The sequence below is a fragment of the Enterobacter sp. Y17 genome (assembly GCF_019730495.1).
Lineage (GTDB): Bacteria > Pseudomonadota > Gammaproteobacteria > Enterobacterales > Enterobacteriaceae > Enterobacter > Enterobacter asburiae_B.
The window spans coordinates 664293-685366 of the sequence record NZ_JAASKP010000001.1; the positions used below are offsets into that span (position 1 = coordinate 664293).

Genomic DNA, 21074 nt, shown 5'->3' on the forward strand with positions numbered 1-21074 from the left:
AAAAAGACCCGGTTATAGGGTTTTTTCAGCCCATTGATGAAAGGCGGTGCTGGCATGATACCCGTGACGTAATGGGCTGAGCATGCACTGTGGCAGAAGAGAACGACGACAAAACGGAAGCCCCCACACCCCACCGACTAGAAAAGGCGCGTGAGGAAGGGCAGATCCCCCGATCCCGAGAATTGACCTCCCTGCTGATCCTTATCGTAGGGGTGTGCATTATCTGGTGGGGCGGGGAGTCGCTCGCCCGCAAGCTGGCGGGAATGTTGTCCACCGGCTTACGTTTTGACCACAGCATGGTCAACGATCCGAATCTGATCCTCATCCAGATTATTCAGCTTATTAAAGGGGCCATGGTCGCGCTGCTGCCCCTGATAACCGGGGTTGTGCTGGTCGCGCTGGTCTCTCCGGTGATGCTCGGCGGCCTGGTTTTTAGTGCCAAATCGCTGCAACCGAAATTTTCCAAACTGAACCCGCTGCCGGGTATCGCGAAAATGTTCTCTGCGCAGACCGGGGCTGAGCTGCTCAAAGCCGTTCTCAAATCGGTGCTGATGGGCAGTTCCGCGGGATTTTACCTCTGGTACCACTGGCCGGAAATGATGCGTCTTATCAGCGAATCGCCGCTCACCGCGATGAGCAACGCGCTGAATCTGGTTGGGCTTTGCGCGCTGCTGGTGGTGCTCAGCATTATCCCGATGGTGGGTTTTGACGTGATCTTCCAGCTTTATACCCATTTCAAAAAGCTGCGCATGTCGCGTCAGGATATCCGTGACGAATATAAGCAGATGGAAGGTGACCCGCACGTGAAAGGGCGCATCCGCCAGATGCAGCGTGCCGCCGCCCGTCGCCGGATGATGGACGATGTGCCGAAGGCCGATGTCATCGTCACCAACCCGACACACTATTCCGTTGCGCTGCGCTATGACGAAAACAAAATGAGCGCGCCGAAAGTCGTTGCGAAAGGAGCGGGGCTGATCGCACTGCGTATCCGGGAAATTGGTACTGAAAACCGCGTGCCGATCCTGGAAGCCCCTCCGCTGGCGCGTGCGCTGTACCGCCATGCGGATATCGGACAACAGATCCCGGGACAACTCTACGCCGCCGTGGCGGAAGTGCTGGCCTGGGTGTGGCAGTTGAAGCGCTGGCGTCTGGCTGGCGGTCAGCGGCCTGTGAAACCTGAAAACCTTCCGGTGCCTGCCGCGCTGGATTTTATGAACGAGAAGGACACTGATGGCTAATCTGGTGGCAATGTTGCGCCTGCCCGGCAACCTGAAATCGACTCAATGGCAGATCCTTGCCGGGCCGATTCTGATCCTGCTAATTCTGTCGATGATGGTACTGCCGCTCCCGGCATTCATCCTCGATCTGCTTTTCACTTTCAATATTGCGCTGTCCATTATGGTGCTGCTGGTGGCGATGTTCACCCAGCGTACCCTGGAGTTTGCCGCGTTCCCGACCATTCTGCTGTTTACCACCTTGCTCCGACTGGCGCTGAACGTCGCGTCCACGCGTATCATCCTGATGGAAGGTCATACCGGCGCGGCAGCGGCAGGTAAAGTGGTGGAGGCGTTCGGCCACTTCCTGGTGGGCGGCAATTTCGCTATCGGTATCGTGGTGTTCGTTATCCTCGTTATCATCAACTTTATGGTTATCACCAAAGGTGCAGGGCGTATCGCGGAAGTGGGCGCGCGTTTTGTGCTGGACGGGATGCCGGGCAAACAGATGGCGATCGACGCCGACCTGAACGCCGGCCTTATTGCCGAAGATGAAGCCAAAAAACGCCGTTCGGAAGTGACGCAGGAGGCGGACTTCTACGGCTCCATGGACGGTGCGAGCAAGTTTGTGCGCGGTGACGCTATCGCAGGCATTCTGATCATGGTGATTAACGTGGTCGGCGGCCTGCTGGTGGGGGTATTGCAGCACGGGATGGACATGGGGCACGCGGCGGAAAGCTATACGCTGCTGACCATTGGTGATGGTCTGGTCGCACAGATCCCGGCGCTGGTTATCTCCACGGCGGCGGGTGTGATTGTAACCCGCGTGAGTACCGATCAGGACGTTGGCGAGCAGATGGTGGGCCAGCTCTTCAGCAACCCGCGCGTTATGCTGCTGGCCGCTGCCGTTCTGGGTTTGCTCGGCCTGGTGCCGGGGATGCCAAACCTCGTCTTCCTGCTGTTTACGGCGGGTCTGCTGGGGCTTGCCTGGTGGATGCGTGGCCGTGAAATCAAACCGGCAGCGGAACCTGTTCAGGTAAAAATGCCGGAGAATACCCAGGCCGTCGAAGCGACCTGGAACGACGTTCAGCTGGAAGATTCCCTGGGAATGGAAGTGGGCTATCGCCTGATTCCGATGGTCGATTTCCAGCAGGATGGCGAGCTGCTTGGCCGTATCCGCAGTATCCGTAAAAAATTCGCCCAGGATATGGGCTTCCTGCCGCCGGTTGTACACATCCGCGACAATATGGACCTGCCGCCCGCGCGCTACCGCATTCTCATGAAAGGGGTCGAAATTGGCAGCGGTGATGCCTATCCGGGCCGCTGGCTGGCGATTAACCCGGGCACCGCCGCAGGCACGCTGCCGGGCGAGCAAACCATCGATCCGGCCTTTGGCTTGGCCGCTATCTGGATTGAAAGTGCCCTGAAAGAGCAGGCGCAAATCCAGGGCTATACGGTTGTTGAAGCCAGTACCGTGGTGGCGACCCATCTTAATCACCTGATCGGGCAATTCTCGGCAGAGCTGTTTGGCCGTCAGGAAGCGCAGCAGCTGCTTGACCGCGTCACGCAGGAGATGCCGAAGCTGACGGAAGATCTGGTCCCGGGCGTGGTGACTTTAACCACGCTGCACAAGGTGCTGCAAAACCTGCTCGAAGAGAAAGTGCCGATCCGCGATATGCGCACCATTCTCGAAACCCTTGCCGAGCATGCGCCGATACAAAGCGATCCGCACGAGCTGACGGCGGTGGTACGCGTGGCGCTGGGTCGTGCGATCACCCAGCAGTGGTTCCCGGGAACCGGAGAAGTGCAGGTCATTGGCCTCGATACGCCGCTTGAACGCCTGCTGCTGCAGGCCCTGCAGGGCGGGGGCGGCCTGGAGCCGGGCCTGGCGGACCGTCTGCTGGCGCAAACGCAGGAGGCGCTGGCGCGCCAGGAGATGCTGGGCGCGCCGCCGGTGCTGCTGGTTAACCATGCGCTGCGTCCGCTGCTGTCGCGCTTCCTGCGTCGTAGCCTGAACCAGCTGGTCGTGCTGTCGAATATGGAGCTGTCGGATAACCGTCACATCCGCATGACCGCGACGATTGGAGGAAAATAATGCGTAAATGGCTCTGGATTTTGTTCTTCCCGCTGGCGGCGCACGCTGCCGGGGAAGGCACCTGGCAGGCAAGCAGCATGGGAGTGACCCTCAGCAACCGGGGCGTTGCTATGTCATCTAACCCGCTGTCGCCTTCTGAAGGCGTGTCCGGTCAGATGGGCCTTGTGGTCTGGAATTACCGGCTGATTGGCCCAACGCCCGCAGGGCTGCGGGTGCGCCTCTGTTCTCAGACGCGCTGCACGGAAATTGACGGCGAAAATGGCACGACGCAGGCGTTCAACGGCGTACCGGCCATTGAACCTTTGCGTTTCATCTGGGAAGTGCCGGGCGGGGGACGTTTAATCCCGGCGCTGAAAGTACAGAGTAATTCTGTCATCGTGAACTACCGCTAACACCCTGCCTTTTCACCAGCCATCAGCAATTTTGATGGCTGGCTCTCAAAACTGACCTCACCTTTTGATCAAATAGAAACGCTGTTTTATAAATCAGTGACGCGCGTGACGGTACTCTTTGCATTATTGCCATTGACCCTCTTAGTGATGGCAGAAACAGAAAGGTATCAACCGGTCGATGCATTTACTGTAGCCGTCTAAAAGCTCCCGGAAGACGCTTGCTTGCAGGGAGTCTCCCAAAACTGATTAGGGGTGACGGCAATGAGAACACGTAAAATTGGGCTCGCAAATTATCTCGCTTACGGGTCAGGCGATTTCCTCGGGGCGGGTACCACCGCCCTGACGGCGGCCTGGCTTTTATATTTTTATACCACCTTCTGCGGGCTCTCACCGATCGAAGCAACGTTTATCTTTGCCGCTGCAAGGGTGCTGGATGCCGTCGTTAGCCCGTTAATGGGCTTTTTAACCGATAACTTTGGGACGACCTGGCTCGGTAAGCGCTTCGGCCGTCGTAAGTTTTTTATCCTGCTGGGGATTCCGTGCGTGTTCAGCTACTCGCTGATGTGGGTTGGGGACATGAGCTTCTGGTACTACCTGCTGACCTATCTGGTGTTTGATATTGTCTACACCATGATTCTGGTGCCGTACGAAACGCTGGTACCGGAAATGACCGATGACTTTAAACAGAAAACCAAGTTCTCCGGGGCGCGTATCTCTATGGCGCAGATGTCCGCCATTCTGGCCTCCTTCCTGCCGGGGATCCTGTTAACCCACTTCGGGAAAGAAAACGCCATCTCCTTCTTCTACGCAAGCCTGGTCTTCTCCTTGCTCTGCGCGCTGATGCTAACCTTCGTCTGGTTCTTTACCTGGGAACGCCCGCGCGAAGAGTGGTCAGAAGCGGCGCTGCGTGCTGAAGAAGAGAAGAAGAAGCTGACGCAGGGACAGAGCCTCAACCGCCTGATCGTTGAGTTAAGCTCCACGCTGCGCATCAAGATTTTCCGTCAGCATCTGGGCATGTACCTTGGCGGCTATATCGCGCAGGACGTGTTTAATGCGGTATTCACCTACTACGTGGTGTTCGTGCTGATGCAGGAAGCGTCAATGGCGTCCAATCTGCTGGGCACGATGGCTATTTTCCAGTTCTTTGCGGTTATCGCCATGATCCCGCTGTGCATCCGTTTCGGGCCTGCACCGTCCTACCGCATGGTCGTGGTGCTGTTTGGTCTGGCGTCTCTCTCTTACGCCATGCTCTATTACGCGGGCCTGAGTGACGTCTACGCTCTGCTGTTGCTGATCTCAGCGGTTGCCGGTCTCGGTCGCGGCGGTATCAACTACGTGCCGTGGAACACCTATACCTACATTGCTGACGTGGATGAAGCGATCACCGGCCAGCGCCGCGAAGGGATCTTCGCGGGCATCATGACCCTGACCCGTAAGGCGTCACAGGCCGGTGCGGTGATGCTGGTGGGCATCGTGATGCAGATGTCCGGCTTTGTCAGCGGCCAGAAAGTGCAGCCTGCGGAAGTGAGCCACACCATTTTGACGATCCTGAGCGTGGGCACGATCCTGGTGCTGTTCTGCGGCTTCCTCGTTTCCCTGCGCTTCAGGCTCAATTTGCAGACCCACAGCACGCTGCGCGAGGAGACCGCGAAAATGCGTGAGTGTGGTCATGCGATGCCTGAGTCAGCGACGCCACACGCCCGCGCCACCGTTGAGATGCTGGCCGGTATGCCTTATGAGTCACTCTGGGGCAATAACAACATCGGTTATCTGAATCGCAATAAGCCAGCGGCACCCTCGCTGAAGGATCGCGCGGTACTGAATTCGACATACAACAGAGGTTAAGATAATGAAAGTTTGGCCTGTCAAACATAGCCCGTTATTACGTCAGCCAGAGCGCTTTATCGCCCGGGACGAGCTGAAATCGCTGATTCAAAAGGTGACGCATAGCCTGGTCAATATCCACGACAAAACGGGTGAGTTTTTGCTGCGGCTGGACGACGGGCGCGTGATCGACACTAAAGGCTGGGCCGGATGGGAGTGGACGCACGGCGTTGGCCTGTACGGTATCTGGCAATATTACTGCCAGACCGGCGACGAAGGTATGCGAGACATCATCGACAGCTGGTTTGCCGACCGCTTTGCGGAAGGCGCGACCACCAAAAACGTGAATACCATGTCGCCGTTCCTGACGCTGGCTTATCGCTACGAAGAGACCAAAAATCAGGCCTGGCGGCCGTGGCTGGAAAGCTGGGCGGAATGGGCGATGGCCGAGATGCCGCGTACGGAACACGGCGGGATGCAGCACATCACCCTGGCGGAAGAAAACCATCAACAGATGTGGGATGACACGCTGATGATGACGGTGCTGCCGCTGGCGAAAATCGGCAAGCTGCTCAACAAACCGGAATACGTTGAAGAGGCGGTGTATCAGTTCCTGCTGCACGTGCAGAACCTGATGGACCGGGAGACCGGGCTGTGGTTCCACGGCTGGAGCTACGACGGCAACCATAACTTTGCCCGTGCCCGCTGGGCGCGCGGCAACAGCTGGCTCACCATCGCGATCCCGGACTTCCTTGAGCTTGTGGATCTGCCGGAAAACAGCGCCGTGCGCCGCTACCTGGTGCAGGTATTGAATGCGCAGATTGCCGCGCTGGCGAAATATCAGGACGACAGCGGGCTATGGCATACGCTGCTCGACGATCCACATTCTTATCTTGAGGCGTCCGCCACGGCAGGGTTTGCCTACGGCATTCTGAAAGCCGTGCGCAAGCGCTACGTTGGCACGGAGTATGCCGAAGTGGCAGAAAAAGCGATTCGCGGTATCGTCAAAAATATTTCGCCGGAAGGCGAGCTGTTGCAAACGTCGTTCGGCACGGGCATGGGCAGCGATCTTGAGTTTTATCGCCAGATCCCGCTGACGTCGATGCCGTACGGACAGGCGATGGCGATTCTCTGTTTAACGGAATATTTGCGGAAGTATTTCTGATAAGAAAAACCCGGCGCTTGCCGGGTTTTTTGTATTACATGCGTTCTACGGTTTCGATACCCAGGGTATCCAGACCCAGCTTCAGGGTCTTCGCCGTGAGCTGCGCCAGCTTCAGGCGGCTGTTGCGGACCGATTCGTTTTCCGCAGACAGAATAGGGCAGTGTTCGTAGAAGCCGGAGAACAGACCCGCCAGATCGTACAGGTAAGCACACATCACGTGCGGCGTGCCGTCACGCGCGACAACCGTCAGCGTCTCTTCAAACTGCAGCAGGCGCGCTGCCAGCTGCGCTTCACGATCTTCCGTGATGGTCACTGTCGCATTCGCCAGTACGTTTTCATCAATGTTCGCCTTACGGAACACCGAGAGCACGCGGGTGTAGGCATACTGCATGTAAGGCGCCGTGTTGCCTTCAAACGCCAGCATGTTATCCCAGTCGAAGATATAGTCGGTGGTACGGTTCTTGGAGAGATCCGCGTATTTCACCGCACCGATACCCACGGCGTTGGCCAGTTTTTCCAGCTCATCGGCAGACATGTCCGGGTTCTTTTCGGCCACCAGACGGCGAGCGCGTTCCAGCGCTTCGTCCAGCAGGTCGGACAGCTTCACGGTACCGCCCGCACGGGTTTTGAACGGCTTGCCGTCTTTACCCAGCATCATGCCGAACATGTGGTGTTCCAGCGGCACGCAATCCGGCACGTAACCGGCTTTACGCACGATGGTCCACGCCTGCATCAGGTGCTGGTGCTGACGGGAGTCGATGTAGTACAGCACGCGGTCAGCATGCAGCGTCTCGTAACGGTATTTCGCGCAGGCGATGTCTGTGGTGGTGTAGAGGTAGCCGCCATCCTTTTTCTGGATGATCACGCCCATCGGTTCACCTTCCTTGTTTTTATACTCATCAAGGAACACCACCGTTGCGCCTTCGCTCTCTACCGCCAGGTTTTTGGCTTTCAGGTCAGCCACAATGCCGGGCAGCATTGGGTTATAGAGGCTTTCACCCATCACGTCGTCACGGGTCAGGGTGACGTTCAGACGGTTATAGGTCAGCTGGTTCTGCGACATGGTGATGTCGACAAGCTTGCGCCACATCTCGAGGAAGTATTGGTCGCCACCCTGCAGTTTAACCACGTAGCTGCGCGCGCGCTCGGCAAAGGCTTCGTCTTCGTCGTAGTGTTTTTTGGCTTCGCGGTAGAACCCTTCCAGGTCCGCCAGCGCCATTTCACCCGCGTTTTCCTGCTGCTGTTTTTCCAGGTAAGCAATCAGCATGCCGAACTGGGTACCCCAGTCGCCCACGTGGTTCGCGCGGATCACCTTGTGACCGAGGAACTCGAGCGTGCGCACCGCGGCATCACCGATGATAGTGGAGCGCAGGTGGCCAACGTGCATCTCTTTCGCCACGTTCGGCGCAGAGTAGTCGATCACGACGGTCTGCGCCTCCGGCTGGGAAACGCCCAGACGGTCAGATTTCAGGGCCGCGTCAACGTGGCTTGCCAGGAATGCAGGCTCAAGAAAGATGTTGATAAAGCCCGGACCGGCGATTTCGGTTTTGCTGGCAATGCCGGAAAGATCCAGATGCGTCAGTACCTGCTCAGCGAGCTGTCGCGGCGGCATGCCCAGTTTTTTAGCCACTGCCATCACGCCATTAGCCTGATAGTCGCCAAACTGTACTTTTGCTGACTGACGAACCTGCGGTTCGCAATCCGCAGGTGCGCCTGCGGCAATCAGTGCCTGACTGACTTTTTCGGAGAGAAGAGCCTGAATATTCACCTGGATACCTTACGTTTTTGATGCGGGCTTACAACCGCCCGCGCCAGTTAAAGAATTTAGGGCGGGAGTATACTGCAAATGCCCTCTGGCGTCAGCATTGCGGGGCCTGAAGATTGCTCAGAATCCAGGCGGTGAAGGTGTGCATAATCATGCAGTCGCAAAAAGCCGGATTCTGCGGTTGGTCAAAACAGGGCAACAGAGTAAATTAGCGGCTTTGCGACATGAAAAGAGAGTGACTTATGGCGAACTGGCAATCCATTGACGAACTGCATGATATTTCCGCAGATTTACCGCGCTTCACCCAGGCGTTCACAGAACTTGCCACCCGTCTTGGTCTGGATATTGCGCCGCTTGAGGCCGATCACATCTCTTTGCGCTGTCATCAGAATGCCACGGCCGAGCGCTGGCGTCGCGGGTTCGAACGGTGCGGCGAATTGCTCTCCGAGAACATCATCAATGGTCGCCCCATTTGCCTGTTCAAACTGCATGAACCGGTGAACGTGGCGCACTGGCAATTCAGCGTGGTTGAGCTGCCGTGGCCGGGCGAGAAACGCTATCCGCACGAAGGCTGGGAGCATATCGAAATAGTCCTGCCGGGTGAGCCGGAAACGTTGAACGCGCGCGCGCTGGCCCTCCTTTCCGACGAAGGCTTAAGCAAGCCGGGGATTTTTGTGAAGACGAGTTCACCCAAAGGCGAGCGCGAGCGGTTACCTAACCCGACGCTGGCCGTCACTGACGGACAGGTCACGGTGAAGTTTCATCCGTGGACCATTGAGCAGATCGTTGCCAGCGAAGCGTAAGAGATGTGAGTTCACGCCGGGACTGAAAACGGACGGCGTGTCATGATGTTTCGTTTAGTGGAATTTCAGGAGGATTAAATGGCGCTGCTGGAGATTTGTTGTTACAGCGTGGAGTGTGCCGTGACCGCGCAAAAGCACGGGGCTGACCGCATTGAACTGTGTGCGGCACCCAAAGAGGGCGGGCTGACGCCGTCTTACGGCGTGTTGAGGTCTGCCCGTCAGGCCGTCACCATTCCCGTTCACCCGATTATTCGTCCGCGCGGCGGTGATTTTTGTTACACGGCGGGCGAGTTCAGTGCCATGCTTGATGATATCGCACTCGTTCGGGACCTGGGGTTTCCGGGGCTGGTGACCGGCCTGCTGAATGAAGACGGCAACATCGATATACCGCGCATGCGTCAGATTATGAGCGCCGCGCAGGGGCTGGCCGTCACTTTTCATCGCGCATTTGATATGTGTAAAGATCCGCTCCAGGCTTTTGAAACGCTTGAAGAACTTGGCGTGGCGCGCATCCTGACATCGGGTCAGCAGGCGTCAGCTGAAAAAGGACTGCAATTAATTACGGAACTAAAAGCACATTCCGGTGTTCCAATAATAATGGCGGGTGCGGGAGTCCGCGCCAGCAATCTGGAACGGTTTTTAAACGCAGGGGTAGAAGAGCTGCACAGCTCCGCGGGTAAATGGATACCTTCGCCCATGCGTTATCGCAATACAGGATTGTCAATGTCGACGGATGCTGAAGCGGATGAGTATTCACGCTATGGCGTAGAGGGAGAGTCGGTTGCGGAAATGAAGTCGCTGATTGAGCGCCATCACGTGTAGCAACGTACCGATTTTTACCGCGCATCATGTCGCCCAATATGATGCTTGCTTGTACCAGGCCCCTGCAATTTCAACAGGGGCCTTTTTTTCTCCTTCATATTTCAAGCCGCAGCTGCGTTGGCCGCCTCGCTCACCCCGGTCACTTACTGATGTAAGCTCCCGGGGATTCGCTGCGTTGCCGCCTTGCTGCAACTTGAACTATTTCGGAGAAAACGTGCTACGAGTAGGCTGGGTAAGGCGCAGCCGCCACCCGGCTAAAAGGCTACGGCTTCGTCGCAATCAACACCGCACGCATCGGGGCCGGATAGCCTTCGATGGTTTTGCTGTGGTCGGCAGGGTCGAGGAACTGCTCCAGCGATTCGGTGATCATCCAGTCGGTGCGGCGCTGTTCCTCAATTGAGGTCACGCTGACGTCGGCAATCCGCACATCCACAAACCCGCACTTCTCCAGCCAGTTCTTCAGCGCCAGCGCGGAAGGGATGAAGTAAACGTTGCGCATCTGCGCGTAGCGATCGCCCGGGACCAGAACGGCATGTTCATCGCCTTCAATCACCAGCGTTTCCAGCACCAGCTCGCCGCCGCTGACCAGCTGATCCTTCAGTTGCCACAGGTGTTCCAGCGGGGAACGACGGTGGTACAGCACGCCCATGGAGAAGACGGTATCAAAGGCTTTCAGGGCAGGGAGTTGTTCAATGCCCAGCGGCAGCAGGTGCGCGCGCTGGTCGTTACCCAGCAGCTTACGCACCGCTTCAAACTGGCACAGGAACAGCTGCATCGGGTCAATACCTACCGCCAGATGCGCCCCCGCGCCAATCATGCGCCACATGTGGTAACCGCTGCCGCAGCCTACGTCCAGAATGGTACGTCCGGTCAGGTCGGAAAGGTGAGGCAGAACGCGATCCCATTTCCAGTCCGAGCGCCATTCGGTATTGATGTTCACGCCGTAAAGTGAAAACGGCCCTTTGCGCCACGGCATCAGGTTACGCATCAGCGTTTCGATGCGGTTGATCTGCCCGGCCGGGAGCGGCTCTTCGCTCTCGGCGGTTACGCTGTGCAGAAGGTCCAGACGATGCGGGGTCAGTTCGGGCAGATACTCCACCGCGTTTGACCACTGCTTTAACAGGCCGTGCTGCTGATCGCGCTGCCAGGCGGCAATCTGCGCGGGCAAGGTTTCCAGCCAGTGGGAAAGCTGGTTTTTGGCAATCAGCTGATATAAGTTGCTGAATTCGATCATGCGGATTCTCCCGCTTTCAACGCCACCAGAGAGCCGAAGTTAAAGCACTGGAACCACAGTTCGCTGTGCTCAAATCCGGCTTTGCGCAGGCGCGCTTTGTGGGTTTCTACGGAATCCGTCAGCATCACGTTTTCGAGCATGCTGCGCTTCTGGCTGATCTCCAGCTCGCTGTAGCCGTTCGCCCGTTTGAAATCGTGGTGCATATTGAACAGCAGTTCGCCAACCTCGGCATCTTCGAAGCTGAATTTCTCTGAGAGCACCAGCGCGCCGCCGGGATTCAGCCCCTGATAAATTTTGTCCAGCAGCAGCTGGCGGTCTTCAGGCACCAGGAACTGCAGGGTGAAATTCAGCACCACCATCGAGGCGTTATTGATCTCAATCTCGCGGATATCGCCTTCCACCACGTCGACCGGAACAGGGGCTTTATACGCGTCAATGTGGCGACGGCAGCGCTCAACCATGGCCGGGGAGTTATCGACGGCAATGATTCGGCAGCCTTCGTGGTGAACGTTACGACGAACCGACAGCGTTGCCGCGCCGAGCGAGCAGCCCAGGTCATAGACCTGCGTGCCGGGTTGAACGAAGCGCTCAGCCAGCATGCCGATCATAGAGATAATATTGGAATAACCGGGAACAGAGCGCTGGATCATATCCGGGAAGACTTCGGCTACCCGTTCATCGAAGGTCCAGTCGCCCAGGCTGGCGATAGGCGCGGAAAAAAGCGTGTCGCGATCTGACATAACGTAAAAATCCGGGAAAAATAAAGTGGCGTATTGTGCGCTAATGAAGGGAGAAAACCAACTCCCATGGCATATACCACAGGTTAGCCAGCACCATCAGCAAAAGCGAACACCAGGTCGCGCTCATGCCGGAACGACGCCAGCGGATTAAGCGGTGGTGAAAACCGTAATAGTGCATCAGGCGGCCAGCAATAAGAAGCAGGCCACAGATGTGCACCATCCAGGTTTCTGCGCCATTCATCTCCATAAAAAGCAGCAGGATTAAGGCTGCGGGGATGTATTCGACCGCATTGCCGTGAATGCGGATAGCGCTTTGTAGCTCGGAAAACCCGCCGTCACCGTAAGAGACGCGGTACAGCGTTCTGAGGCGCACAACATCAAATGAAAACTTAATCAGCAGTAATGCACCTAACACCGCATACAGCGCGCTGACCATACAAACTCCCTGTTTTTGGCAGATGGCACTTCACTATGATAGGGGGTGATATCAGAAAAGAGAAGATTGTTGTGGGATGGAAGGGGCGCTGCCCACGGACGGCACCGCAGCCTGCAAGGCCTGCCACAGAGCATCGACCAGTTCGGGCGCCTGGGCGATATCCGGCGTGTGCAAAAAGAGATACGGCGTGGTGGTGTGTTCCCACTTCGCTAACGTTTGCAGCCAGACGGCGAACATCGCCTGATTTTGCTGCATGTTATCGCTGCCGATATACCTGACCATTGGGTTATGCGCGGTCATGATGGCATGGACCGGCACTTTCGGTTTTTTACGCTGAGCTTCAACGATGGCTTCGCTATGGGGGACAGCGCTGTGCACCGGCCGGCTATCGAGGATCACCCGGTTAACGGAACGCTCAAGCAGGCCGCGATTGAGCGCTTTTTCTGCTTCGCCCTTCGCAAAAAATTCAGGATGCCTGACTTCAACGCCGTAGGCGAATTCACGGGGCAGGGCATCCAGGAACTGCCAGAGCGCAGGTAAATTGCGCGGGCCAAACGTGGCGGGCAGCTGGATCCAGTACTGACCGATGCGGTTCGCCAGCGGCGACATGCGCGTAAAAAACTCTTCGGTCAAATCCCCGCAGTTGCGCAGCGCGGCCTGATGGGAAATGGTGGCCGGAAACTTAAAGCAGAAGCGGAAGTCGTCGGTCGTTTGTTCCCGCCAGCGCGTAACAATCTCGGCTTTAGGGAGCGCATACAGGGTGGTGTTACCCTCGACACAGTTGAAGTGCCGGGCATACTCCTCAAGGCTGGTGATGCCAAGGCGCACCCATTTCGGGTGCGACCACTGGGGCAGGCCCACGTACATCATAGCGCGCTGACAATCTCATCCGTGCTGCGCACGCGGCCGATGCGCGGGAAGATATGGGTCATGCTGCCCTGGTGCTGTTCCGCGGAGGCCGCGCTGCAGGCATCTTCGGCGATCACCAGGTTAAAGCCCAGCTCCCACGCGTTGCGGGCGGTAGACTCCACGCCGATGTTGGTGGAAATGCCGCACAGGATGATGGTGTCGATGCCGCGACGGCGGAGCTGCAGCTCGAGGTCGGTACCGTAAAATGCGCCCCACTGGCGTTTGGTCACTTCGATGTCGCTGTCGCGTTTGCCGAGTGCGGCCGGGTACGTCCACCAGTTTTCAGGCAGGGCGTGTGCGGAAGCCTTTGCATCAACGGGCTGTTTTAACGCTTCAGCGTAATCAGCGGACCAGCCGACGCGCACCATGACAACAGGCGCACCGCTGGCACGACATGTTTCCGCCAGGCGAGCTGCGCGGCTGACCACATCATCCGCGGTATGCGGGCCGCCGGCGAAGGGCAGAATGCCTTCCTGTAAATCAATCACGACAAGTGCGGTTTTACTGGCATCAAGTGTTAACATCGTTACTCCCGTTAAATGAATCACTTCCAGACACCATACGACGTGATGGCCTGTTCCTGGGCGGATAATTTTGTTAATTTTTGTGAGAATGCGCAATAAGAGTGCAGCAAACGACCGCCTGGCCGTGGTTCGCTCTTATCGTCCGGCGGAATTTCCAGTATAATAGCCGCCTTTTTTCATCCAGTTGTGACATACAGAAAGCTGCGACATAGTAGCCTGCATACCAGGCGACATTTAGCCTGCGGCTAATTAAGGGATATCTCATGCGTACAGAATATTGCGGGCAGCTGCGTCAGTCCCACGTCGGACAGCAGGTCACCCTGTGTGGTTGGGTCAATCGTCGTCGTGATCTTGGTAGCCTTATCTTCATCGATATGCGCGACCGCGAAGGTATCGTCCAGGTGTTCTTCGACCCGGATCGCGCAGATGCGTTGAAGCTGGCCTCTGAGCTGCGTAATGAGTTCTGCATTCAGGTTACCGGCACCGTGCGCGCGCGTGACGAGAAAAACGTCAACGCCGACATGGCAACGGGTGCCATCGAAGTGCTGGCGTCCGATCTGGTGATCATCAACCGTGCAGAAGCGCTGCCGCTGGACTCCAACCACGTCAACACTGAAGAAGCGCGTCTGAAATACCGCTACCTGGATCTGCGTCGTCCGGAAATGGCTCAGCGCCTGAAAACCCGTGCGAAAATCACCAGCCTGGTGCGTCGCTTTATGGATGACCACGGTTTCCTCGACATCGAAACCCCGATGCTGACCAAAGCCACGCCGGAAGGCGCGCGCGATTACCTGGTCCCATCCCGCGTTCATAAAGGCAAATTCTACGCGCTGCCGCAGTCTCCACAGCTGTTCAAACAGCTGCTGATGATGTCCGGCTTCGATCGCTACTATCAGATCGTGAAATGTTTCCGCGACGAAGACCTGCGCGCTGACCGCCAGCCAGAATTTACCCAGATCGATGTGGAAACCTCCTTCATGACCGCCGAGCAGGTGCGTGAAGTGATGGAAGCCCTGGTGCGTAGCCTGTGGAACGACGTGAAAGGCGTTGAGCTGGGCGATTTCCCTATCATGACCTTCGCTGAAGCCGAGCGTCGTTACGGCTCTGACAAACCAGACCTGCGTAACCCGATGGAGCTGGTGGACGTAGCAGACCTGGTGAAAGGCGTTGAGTTTGCCGTCTTCGCTGGCCCGGCTAACGATCCTAAAGGCCGTGTGGCCGCCCTGCGTGTACCGGGCGGTGCGGCACTGAGCCGCAAGCAGATCGACGACTACGGCAACTTCATCAAGATCTACGGTGCGAAAGGTCTGGCCTATATTAAAGTGACCGAGCGTGCGAAAGGTCTGGAAGGCATCACCAGCCCGGTAGCGAAATTCCTTAACGCGGACATCGTGGAAGCGATCCTTGAGCGCACCGGCGCGCAGGACGGCGACATGATCTTCTTCGGCGCAGACAACAAGAAAGTCGTGGCGGATGCGATGGGCGCGCTGCGTCTGAAGCTTGGCAAAGACCTGAGCCTGACCGACGAAAACAAATGGGCACCGCTGTGGGTTATCGATTTCCCAATGTTTGAAGACGACGGTGAAGGCGGCCTGACCGCAATGCACCACCCGTTCACCTCGCCAAAAGACATGACGGCGGCAGAGCTGAAAGCGGCACCGGAAGATGCGGTCGCGAACGCTTATGACATGGTGATCAACGGCTACGAAGTGGGCGGCGGTTCCGTGCGTATTCACAGCGGTGAAATGCAGCAGACCGTGTTCGGCATTCTGGGCATCAACGAGCAGGAGCAGCGCGAGAAGTTTGGCTTCCTGCTGGACGCCCTGAAATTCGGTACGCCGCCGCACGCGGGCCTGGCCTTCGGTCTTGACCGACTGACCATGCTGCTGACCGGCACCGATAACATTCGTGATGTTATTGCCTTCCCGAAAACCACTGCCGCAGCGTGTCTGATGACCGAGGCGCCAAGCTTTGCCAACCCGGCCTCTCTGGCCGAGCTGGGCATTGAAGTGGTGAAGAAGGAAGAGAAAAACTGATATGGCATATAAGCTTCCCGTTTCGGTCCTGGTGGTCATTTATGCAGAAGACACGAAGCGGGTGCTGATGTTGCAGCGGCGCGATGACCCTGATTTCTGGCAGTCGGTTACCGGCAGTCTGGAAGAGGGGGAAACCGCGTCGCAGGCCGCCGCGCGCGAAGTAAAGGAAGAGGTCACCATTGACGTTGCCCGCGAGCAACTGACCCTGAAGGACTGCCAGCGCACGGTGGAGTTTGAAATTTTTAGCCATTTACGTCATCGCTACGCGCCGGGTACCGAGCGTAATACGGAGTCGTGGTTCTGTCTCGCGCTCCCCCATGAACGGGAGATCGTGTTTACCGAACACCTGACCTACCGCTGGGTGAATGCGGCGGATGCCGCCGCACTGACCAAGTCGTGGAGCAACCGGCAGGCGATTGAAGAATTTGTAATTAACGCAGCCTGAGAAGGCGCGATTTTTGGAGAACTTTTTATGGCAGGTCATAGTAAGTGGGCCAACACCAAACACCGCAAAGCGGCACAGGATGCCAAGCGCGGTAAGATCTTTACCAAAATCATTCGCGAGCTGGTGACAGCAGCGCGTCTGGGCGGCGGCGATCCGGCTTCTAACCCGCGTCTGCGCGCGGCGGTAGATAAAGCGCTGTCAAACAACATGACGCGTGACACCCTGAACCGTGCAATCGCACGTGGCGTGGGCGGTGACGAAGACGCGAACATGGAAACCATCATTTATGAAGGTTACGGCCCTGGCGGTACTGCGGTGATGGTTGAGTGTCTGTCCGACAACCGTAACCGTACCGTTGCGGAAGTGCGCCACGCGTTCACCAAAACCGGTGGCAACCTGGGCACTGACGGTTCCGTTGCTTACCTGTTCAGCAAAAAAGGCGTCATCTCCTTCGAGAAAGGCGACGAAGATGCGATCATGGAAGCGGCGCTGGAAGCCGGTGCGGAAGACGTGGTGACCTTCGATGACGGTGCTATCGACGTTTATACCGCGTGGGAAGAGATGGGTGCCGTGCGCGACGCGCTGGAAGCGGCTGGCCTGAAAGCGGACAACGCTGAAGTGTCCATGATCCCGTCCACCAAAGCGGACATGGATGCGGAAACGGCACCGAAACTGCTGCGTCTGATCGACATGCTCGAAGACTGCGACGACGTGCAGGAAGTGTACCACAACGGTGAAATCTCTGATGAGGTTGCAGCGACTCTCTGATGAGAGCCTGTAAACCGTTTACGGGAGACGCGTGATGTCGATTATTCTCGGGATTGACCCAGGCTCACGCGTCACCGGTTATGGCGTTATCCGTCAGGTGGGACGCCAGTTAACCTACCTGGGCAGCGGCTGTATTCGCACCAAAGTGGACGATCTTCCTTCGCGCCTGAAGCTCATTTATGCGGGCGTGTCGGAGATCATCACCCAGTTTCAGCCGGACTATTTCGCCATTGAGCAGGTCTTTATGGCGAAAAACGCCGATTCAGCGCTAAAGCTCGGTCAGGCGCGCGGTGTTGCCATCGTCGCTGCCGTGAACCAGGATTTGCCGGTATTCGAATATGCGGCGCGTCAGGTCAAGCAGACGGTGGTGGGCATTGGGAGCGCGGAGAAAAGCCAGGTGCAGCATATGGTGCGTACCCTGCTGAAGCTTCCCGCGAACCCGCAGGCCGACGCCGCGGATGCGCTGGCGATTGCGATTACCCACTGTCACGTCAGCCAGAACGCGATGCAAATGAGCGAGTCGCGACTCAATCTGGCGCGAGGCAGGTTACGATAATCAGAAATCAGGCTGGATAAACATCCAGCCTTTTTTTATTATGTCGGCAGTTAATTTCTCCCAGAACGCAGGAGCGTCACGTGATAGGCAGACTCAGAGGCATCATCATTGAAAAACAACCCCCGTTAGTGCTGCTGGAAGTGGGTGGCGTGGGCTATGAAGTCCATATGCCGATGACCTGCTTCTACGAGCTGCCGGACGCGGGCAAAGAGGCGATTGTCTTTACCCAGTTTGTGGTGCGTGAAGATGCCCAGCTGCTGTACGGATTCAATAACAAGCAGGAACGCACCCTGTTCCGCGAGCTGATTAAAACTAACGGCGTCGGTCCGAAGCTGGCGCTGGCGATTTTGTCCGGCATGTCGGCACCACAGTTTGTGAATGCCGTTGAGCGCGAAGATCCTGCGGCGCTGATTAAGCTCCCGGGCATTGGTAAGAAAACCGCCGAGCGCCTGATTGTCGAGATGAAAGACCGCTTTAAAGGTCTGCATGGCGATCTGTTCACTCCGGCTGCCGATTTGGTACTGACCTCTCCTGGCGGCCCTGCAACGGATGATGATGCCGAGCAGGAAGCGGTTGCCGCGCTGGTGGCGCTGGGCTATAAACCTCAGGAGGCCAGCCGAATGGTGAGCAAAATTGCCAAACCGGACGCCAGCAGTGAAACCCTGATTCGTGAAGCGCTGCGCGCTGCATTGTGAGGTAAAGGATGATTGAAGCAGACCGCCTGGTGTCGGCAGGCACTATTCAGGCAGATGACGTGGTGGATCGCGCGATCCGCCCAAAACTGCTTGATGAGTATATCGGCCAGCCGCAGGTTCGTTCCCAGATGGAGATTTTCATCCAGGCGGCAAAGCTGCGCGGCGATGCGCTCGATCACCTGCTCATTTTTGGCCCTCCGGGTTTAGGCAAAACTACGCTGGCGAATATCGTTGCCAATGAAATGGGCGTCAACCTGCGCACCACCTCCGGCCCCGTGTTGGAGAAGGCGGGCGATCTCGCGGCGATGTTGACCAACCTCGAACCGCATGACGTGCTGTTTATCGATGAGATCCACCGCCTGTCGCCGGTGGTCGAGGAAGTGCTCTATCCGGCGATGGAAGATTACCAGCTGGATATCATGATCGGTGAAGGCCCGGCCGCGCGCTCCATCAAAATCGATCTGCCGCCGTTTACCCTGATTGGCGCCACCACCCGCGCCGGGTCGTTGACCTCTCCGCTGCGCGACCGTTTCGGCATAGTGCAGCGTCTCGAGTTTTACCAGGTGGCGGATCTCCAGCACATCGTTGGCCGTAGCGCCCGCTATATGGGGCTCGAAATGAGCGAAGAGGGCGCGTTTGAAGTGGCGAAGCGTTCCCGCGGTACGCCGCGTATCGCCAACCGCCTGCTGCGCCGCGTGCGTGACTTTGCCGAGGTGAAGCACGATGGCTCGATTTCCGCGGAGATCGCCGCTCAGGCGCTGGATATGCTTAACGTCGATGCCGAAGGCTTTGACTATATGGACCGTAAACTGCTGCTGGCGGTGCTGGACAAGTTCTTTGGCGGCCCTGTCGGGCTGGATAACCTGGCTGCGGCTATTGGGGAAGAGCGTGAGACGATTGAAGATGTGCTGGAGCCGTATCTGATCCAGCAGGGCTTCCTGCAACGCACCCCGCGTGGACGTATGGCAACGGTGCGGGCGTGGAATCATTTCGGCATTACGCCACCGGCAATGCCGTAATGTTGTGTTCCCTCTCCCTGAGGGAGAGGGGCAGGGTGAGGGCCTCAGCGCCCTCCATGTTAGTTCGCGGTCTTTTTCATCATACTGAAGATAAACAGCACCGCCGCACTGAGCACCACTGACGGCCCCGCTGGCGTGTCATAGAACGCCGAGAAGGTTAATCCCCCCGTTACCGCAATCATTCCGATAATCACGGCTACGCCGGCCATCTGCTCCGGCGTACGGGCAAAACGACGCGCCGTGGCGGCAGGGATGATCAGCAGCGACGTAATAATCAGCGCGCCGACAAACTTCATTGCGACACCAATCGTTAACGCCGTCACCAGCATCAGCAGCAGTTTTACGCGCTGCAGCTTCACGCCGTCGACAAATGCCAGATCCGGACTGACGGTCATGGCCAGTAAATTCCGCCACTGCCAGAGCAGAATAGCGAGCACCACCACCACGCCAACGGCGATAGCGATGAGATCTTCCGGCGTTACGGCCAGAAGGTCGCCGAAGAGGTAGGCCATCAGATCCACGCGGATGTTCGACATCAGGCTGACCACCACCAGGCCCAGAGACAGGGCACTGTGCGCCATAATGCCAAGCAGCGTATCAATGGCGAGGTGAGGGCGCTTTTCCAGCCAGACCAGACCGGCGGCCAGCAGCAGCGTGACCACAATCACCGCGTAGAAGGGGTTTACATCCAGCAGCAGACCAAAGGCTACGCCCAGCAGGGACGCATGCGCCAGGGTATCGCCAAAATAGGACATTCTGCGCCAGACAACAAACGAGCCGAGCGGACCCGCGGCGCAGGCAAGCATAATCCCGGCCAGCCAGCCGGGCAGTAACAGTTCAATCATGAGTGTCCATTTCCCCGACGCAGTACGATTCGTCCCTGTAAATCATGGCGATGATTATGATGATGACGGTAAATACCCAGCTGTTCAGCGCCGCGGGGGCCGAACATGGAGATAAACTCCGGGTGCATTGACACCACTTCAGGCGTACCGGAACAGCAGATATGGTGGTTGAGACACAGCACTTCGTCGGTTTTTGCCATTACCAGATGCAGGTCGTGAGACACCATCAGCACGGCGCAATCAAGTTCCCGACGGAGCTGGTCGATCAAATCATAAAGCGCAACCTGACCATTCACATCCACACCCTGAGTTGGTTCATCCAGTACCAGCAGCTGCGGGCTGCTCAGCAGCGCGCGGGCAAGTAAAACACGCTGAGTTTCACCGCCGGACAGTTTTTGCAGCGGCGCATCGACAAGATGGCCCGCCTGCACGCGTTTCAGCGCCGGGAGAATATCGGCTTTACGGGTGCCGGGGCGCAGACGCAGGAAACGGCTGACCGTCAGCGGCAGCGTGGCGTCGAGATGAAGTTTTTGCGGCACATAACCAATACGCAATTTTTCCTCGCGCTTAATCACGCCTTCATCGGGTGCGACCAGACCCAGCACCACGCGCACCAGGGTGGATTTGCCTGCGCCATTGGGGCCGAGCAGCGTCAGAATTTTGCCGGGCTTCAGATCGAGCGACACGTCAGAGAGGACGCGGCGCTGCCCGAATGAGACCGAAATATTTTCAAGAGAAACCAATGTCGTCATGTCATTTTAAGCTTGAAGAAGTCAACGAATGTTAT

Annotated in this window: 21 protein-coding genes; 13 read left to right on the forward strand and 8 right to left on the reverse strand. The window is 57.3% G+C overall.

Features of this window, described 5'->3' with window-relative positions; genetic code table 11:
* The first annotated feature begins 89 nt into the window (after positions 1-89).
* From flhB to HCH49_RS03050, 5 genes are all read left to right on the forward strand, one after another.
* Positions 90-1238 carry a flagellar biosynthesis protein FlhB gene (gene flhB, locus HCH49_RS03030; protein ID WP_221702156.1) on the forward strand — a complete coding sequence of 383 codons (1149 nt, stop codon included), beginning with the start codon at positions 90-92 and terminating at the stop codon, positions 1236-1238.
* On the forward strand, positions 1231-3309 hold the full coding sequence (flhA, locus tag HCH49_RS03035) for a flagellar biosynthesis protein FlhA (RefSeq protein ID WP_033145862.1): 2079 nt from the start codon (positions 1231-1233) through the stop codon (positions 3307-3309). Before flhB ends, flhA begins: the two co-directional genes overlap by 8 nt.
* A complete protein-coding gene (locus tag HCH49_RS03040) occupies positions 3309-3701 on the forward strand; it encodes a flagellar protein FlhE (protein ID WP_033145861.1) in 393 nt (130 codons plus the stop codon). Before flhA ends, HCH49_RS03040 begins: the two co-directional genes overlap by 1 nt.
* 261 nt (positions 3702-3962) lie before the next feature.
* On the forward strand, positions 3963-5546 hold the full coding sequence (locus HCH49_RS03045) for an MFS transporter (RefSeq protein ID WP_221702159.1): 1584 nt from the start codon (positions 3963-3965) through the stop codon (positions 5544-5546).
* A 4-nt stretch (positions 5547-5550) separates the two neighbouring features.
* Positions 5551-6690 carry a glycoside hydrolase family 105 protein gene (locus tag HCH49_RS03050; RefSeq protein WP_048977670.1) on the forward strand — a complete coding sequence of 380 codons (1140 nt, stop codon included), beginning with the start codon at positions 5551-5553 and terminating at the stop codon, positions 6688-6690.
* A 34-nt stretch (positions 6691-6724) separates the two neighbouring features.
* Here the strand turns inward: HCH49_RS03050 and argS are convergent, their stop codons facing one another.
* Entirely contained in the window at positions 6725-8458 is a 1734-nt protein-coding gene (gene argS, locus HCH49_RS03055) for an arginine--tRNA ligase (RefSeq protein ID WP_033145858.1), read from the reverse strand.
* Between the two features lie 239 nt (positions 8459-8697).
* On the opposite strand from argS, the gene HCH49_RS03060 reads away from it, so the two are divergent.
* Both HCH49_RS03060 and cutC read left to right on the forward strand, forming a co-directional pair.
* On the forward strand, positions 8698-9258 hold the full coding sequence (locus HCH49_RS03060) for a VOC family protein (protein ID WP_033145857.1): 561 nt from the start codon (positions 8698-8700) through the stop codon (positions 9256-9258).
* A 78-nt stretch (positions 9259-9336) separates the two neighbouring features.
* Positions 9337-10080 (forward strand): copper homeostasis protein CutC, encoded by a 744-nt coding sequence (gene cutC, locus HCH49_RS03065; protein WP_033145856.1) that lies wholly within the window; start codon positions 9337-9339, stop codon positions 10078-10080.
* A gap of 262 nt (positions 10081-10342) precedes the next feature.
* Here the strand turns inward: cutC and cmoB are convergent, their stop codons facing one another.
* Genes cmoB through HCH49_RS03090 form a run of 5 tightly spaced genes read right to left on the reverse strand, consistent with a single transcriptional unit; the run spans position 10343 to position 13923 of the window.
* Positions 10343-11314, reverse strand: coding sequence for a tRNA 5-methoxyuridine(34)/uridine 5-oxyacetic acid(34) synthase CmoB (gene cmoB, locus HCH49_RS03070; RefSeq protein WP_087822789.1), 972 nt, complete (start codon positions 11312-11314; stop codon positions 10343-10345).
* Positions 11311-12054, reverse strand: coding sequence for a carboxy-S-adenosyl-L-methionine synthase CmoA (gene cmoA / locus HCH49_RS03075; RefSeq protein ID WP_167818528.1), 744 nt, complete (start codon positions 12052-12054; stop codon positions 11311-11313). The genes cmoB and cmoA overlap by 4 nt, the downstream gene beginning before the upstream one ends.
* Positions 12055-12094: 40 nt before the next feature.
* Positions 12095-12490: an MAPEG family protein gene (locus tag HCH49_RS03080; RefSeq protein WP_021240443.1), complete on the reverse strand. Its 396-nt coding sequence runs from the start codon at positions 12488-12490 to the stop codon at positions 12095-12097.
* A 51-nt stretch (positions 12491-12541) separates the two neighbouring features.
* Entirely contained in the window at positions 12542-13360 is an 819-nt protein-coding gene (locus HCH49_RS03085; protein ID WP_087822787.1) for a DUF72 domain-containing protein, read from the reverse strand.
* Positions 13357-13923, reverse strand: coding sequence for a hydrolase (locus HCH49_RS03090; RefSeq protein ID WP_033145852.1), 567 nt, complete (start codon positions 13921-13923; stop codon positions 13357-13359). Before HCH49_RS03090 ends, HCH49_RS03085 begins: the two co-directional genes overlap by 4 nt.
* Positions 13924-14186: 263 nt before the next feature.
* On the opposite strand from HCH49_RS03090, the gene aspS reads away from it, so the two are divergent.
* The 6 genes from aspS to ruvB all read left to right on the forward strand — a co-directional run bounded on the left by aspS (position 14187) and on the right by ruvB (position 19442).
* Positions 14187-15959 (forward strand): aspartate--tRNA ligase, encoded by a 1773-nt coding sequence (gene aspS / locus HCH49_RS03095; RefSeq protein WP_221702161.1) that lies wholly within the window; start codon positions 14187-14189, stop codon positions 15957-15959.
* Between the two features lies 1 nt (position 15960).
* Entirely contained in the window at positions 15961-16404 is a 444-nt protein-coding gene (gene nudB / locus HCH49_RS03100) for a dihydroneopterin triphosphate diphosphatase (RefSeq protein WP_033145850.1), read from the forward strand.
* A gap of 27 nt (positions 16405-16431) precedes the next feature.
* Positions 16432-17172, forward strand: coding sequence for a YebC/PmpR family DNA-binding transcriptional regulator (locus HCH49_RS03105; RefSeq protein ID WP_008500447.1), 741 nt, complete (start codon positions 16432-16434; stop codon positions 17170-17172).
* Positions 17173-17206: 34 nt separating this feature from the next.
* Positions 17207-17728 carry a crossover junction endodeoxyribonuclease RuvC gene (gene ruvC / locus HCH49_RS03110; protein ID WP_003859749.1) on the forward strand — a complete coding sequence of 174 codons (522 nt, stop codon included), beginning with the start codon at positions 17207-17209 and terminating at the stop codon, positions 17726-17728.
* A gap of 80 nt (positions 17729-17808) precedes the next feature.
* Positions 17809-18423 (forward strand): Holliday junction branch migration protein RuvA, encoded by a 615-nt coding sequence (gene ruvA, locus HCH49_RS03115; protein WP_023312236.1) that lies wholly within the window; start codon positions 17809-17811, stop codon positions 18421-18423.
* Between the two features lie 8 nt (positions 18424-18431).
* Complete coding sequence (ruvB, locus tag HCH49_RS03120) at positions 18432-19442, forward strand: Holliday junction branch migration DNA helicase RuvB (RefSeq protein ID WP_023312235.1); 1011 nt, start codon at positions 18432-18434, stop codon at positions 19440-19442.
* 59 nt (positions 19443-19501) lie between these two features.
* Here the strand turns inward: ruvB and znuB are convergent, their stop codons facing one another.
* Both znuB and znuC read right to left on the reverse strand, forming a co-directional pair.
* Entirely contained in the window at positions 19502-20287 is a 786-nt protein-coding gene (gene znuB / locus HCH49_RS03125; RefSeq protein WP_029741768.1) for a zinc ABC transporter permease subunit ZnuB, read from the reverse strand.
* The gene (gene znuC / locus HCH49_RS03130) at positions 20284-21039 is read right to left on the reverse strand and encodes a zinc ABC transporter ATP-binding protein ZnuC (RefSeq protein ID WP_023312233.1); all 756 of its coding nucleotides are present in this window, start codon (positions 21037-21039) and stop codon (positions 20284-20286) included. The genes znuB and znuC overlap by 4 nt, the downstream gene beginning before the upstream one ends.
* Between the last annotated feature and the right edge of the window lie 35 nt (positions 21040-21074).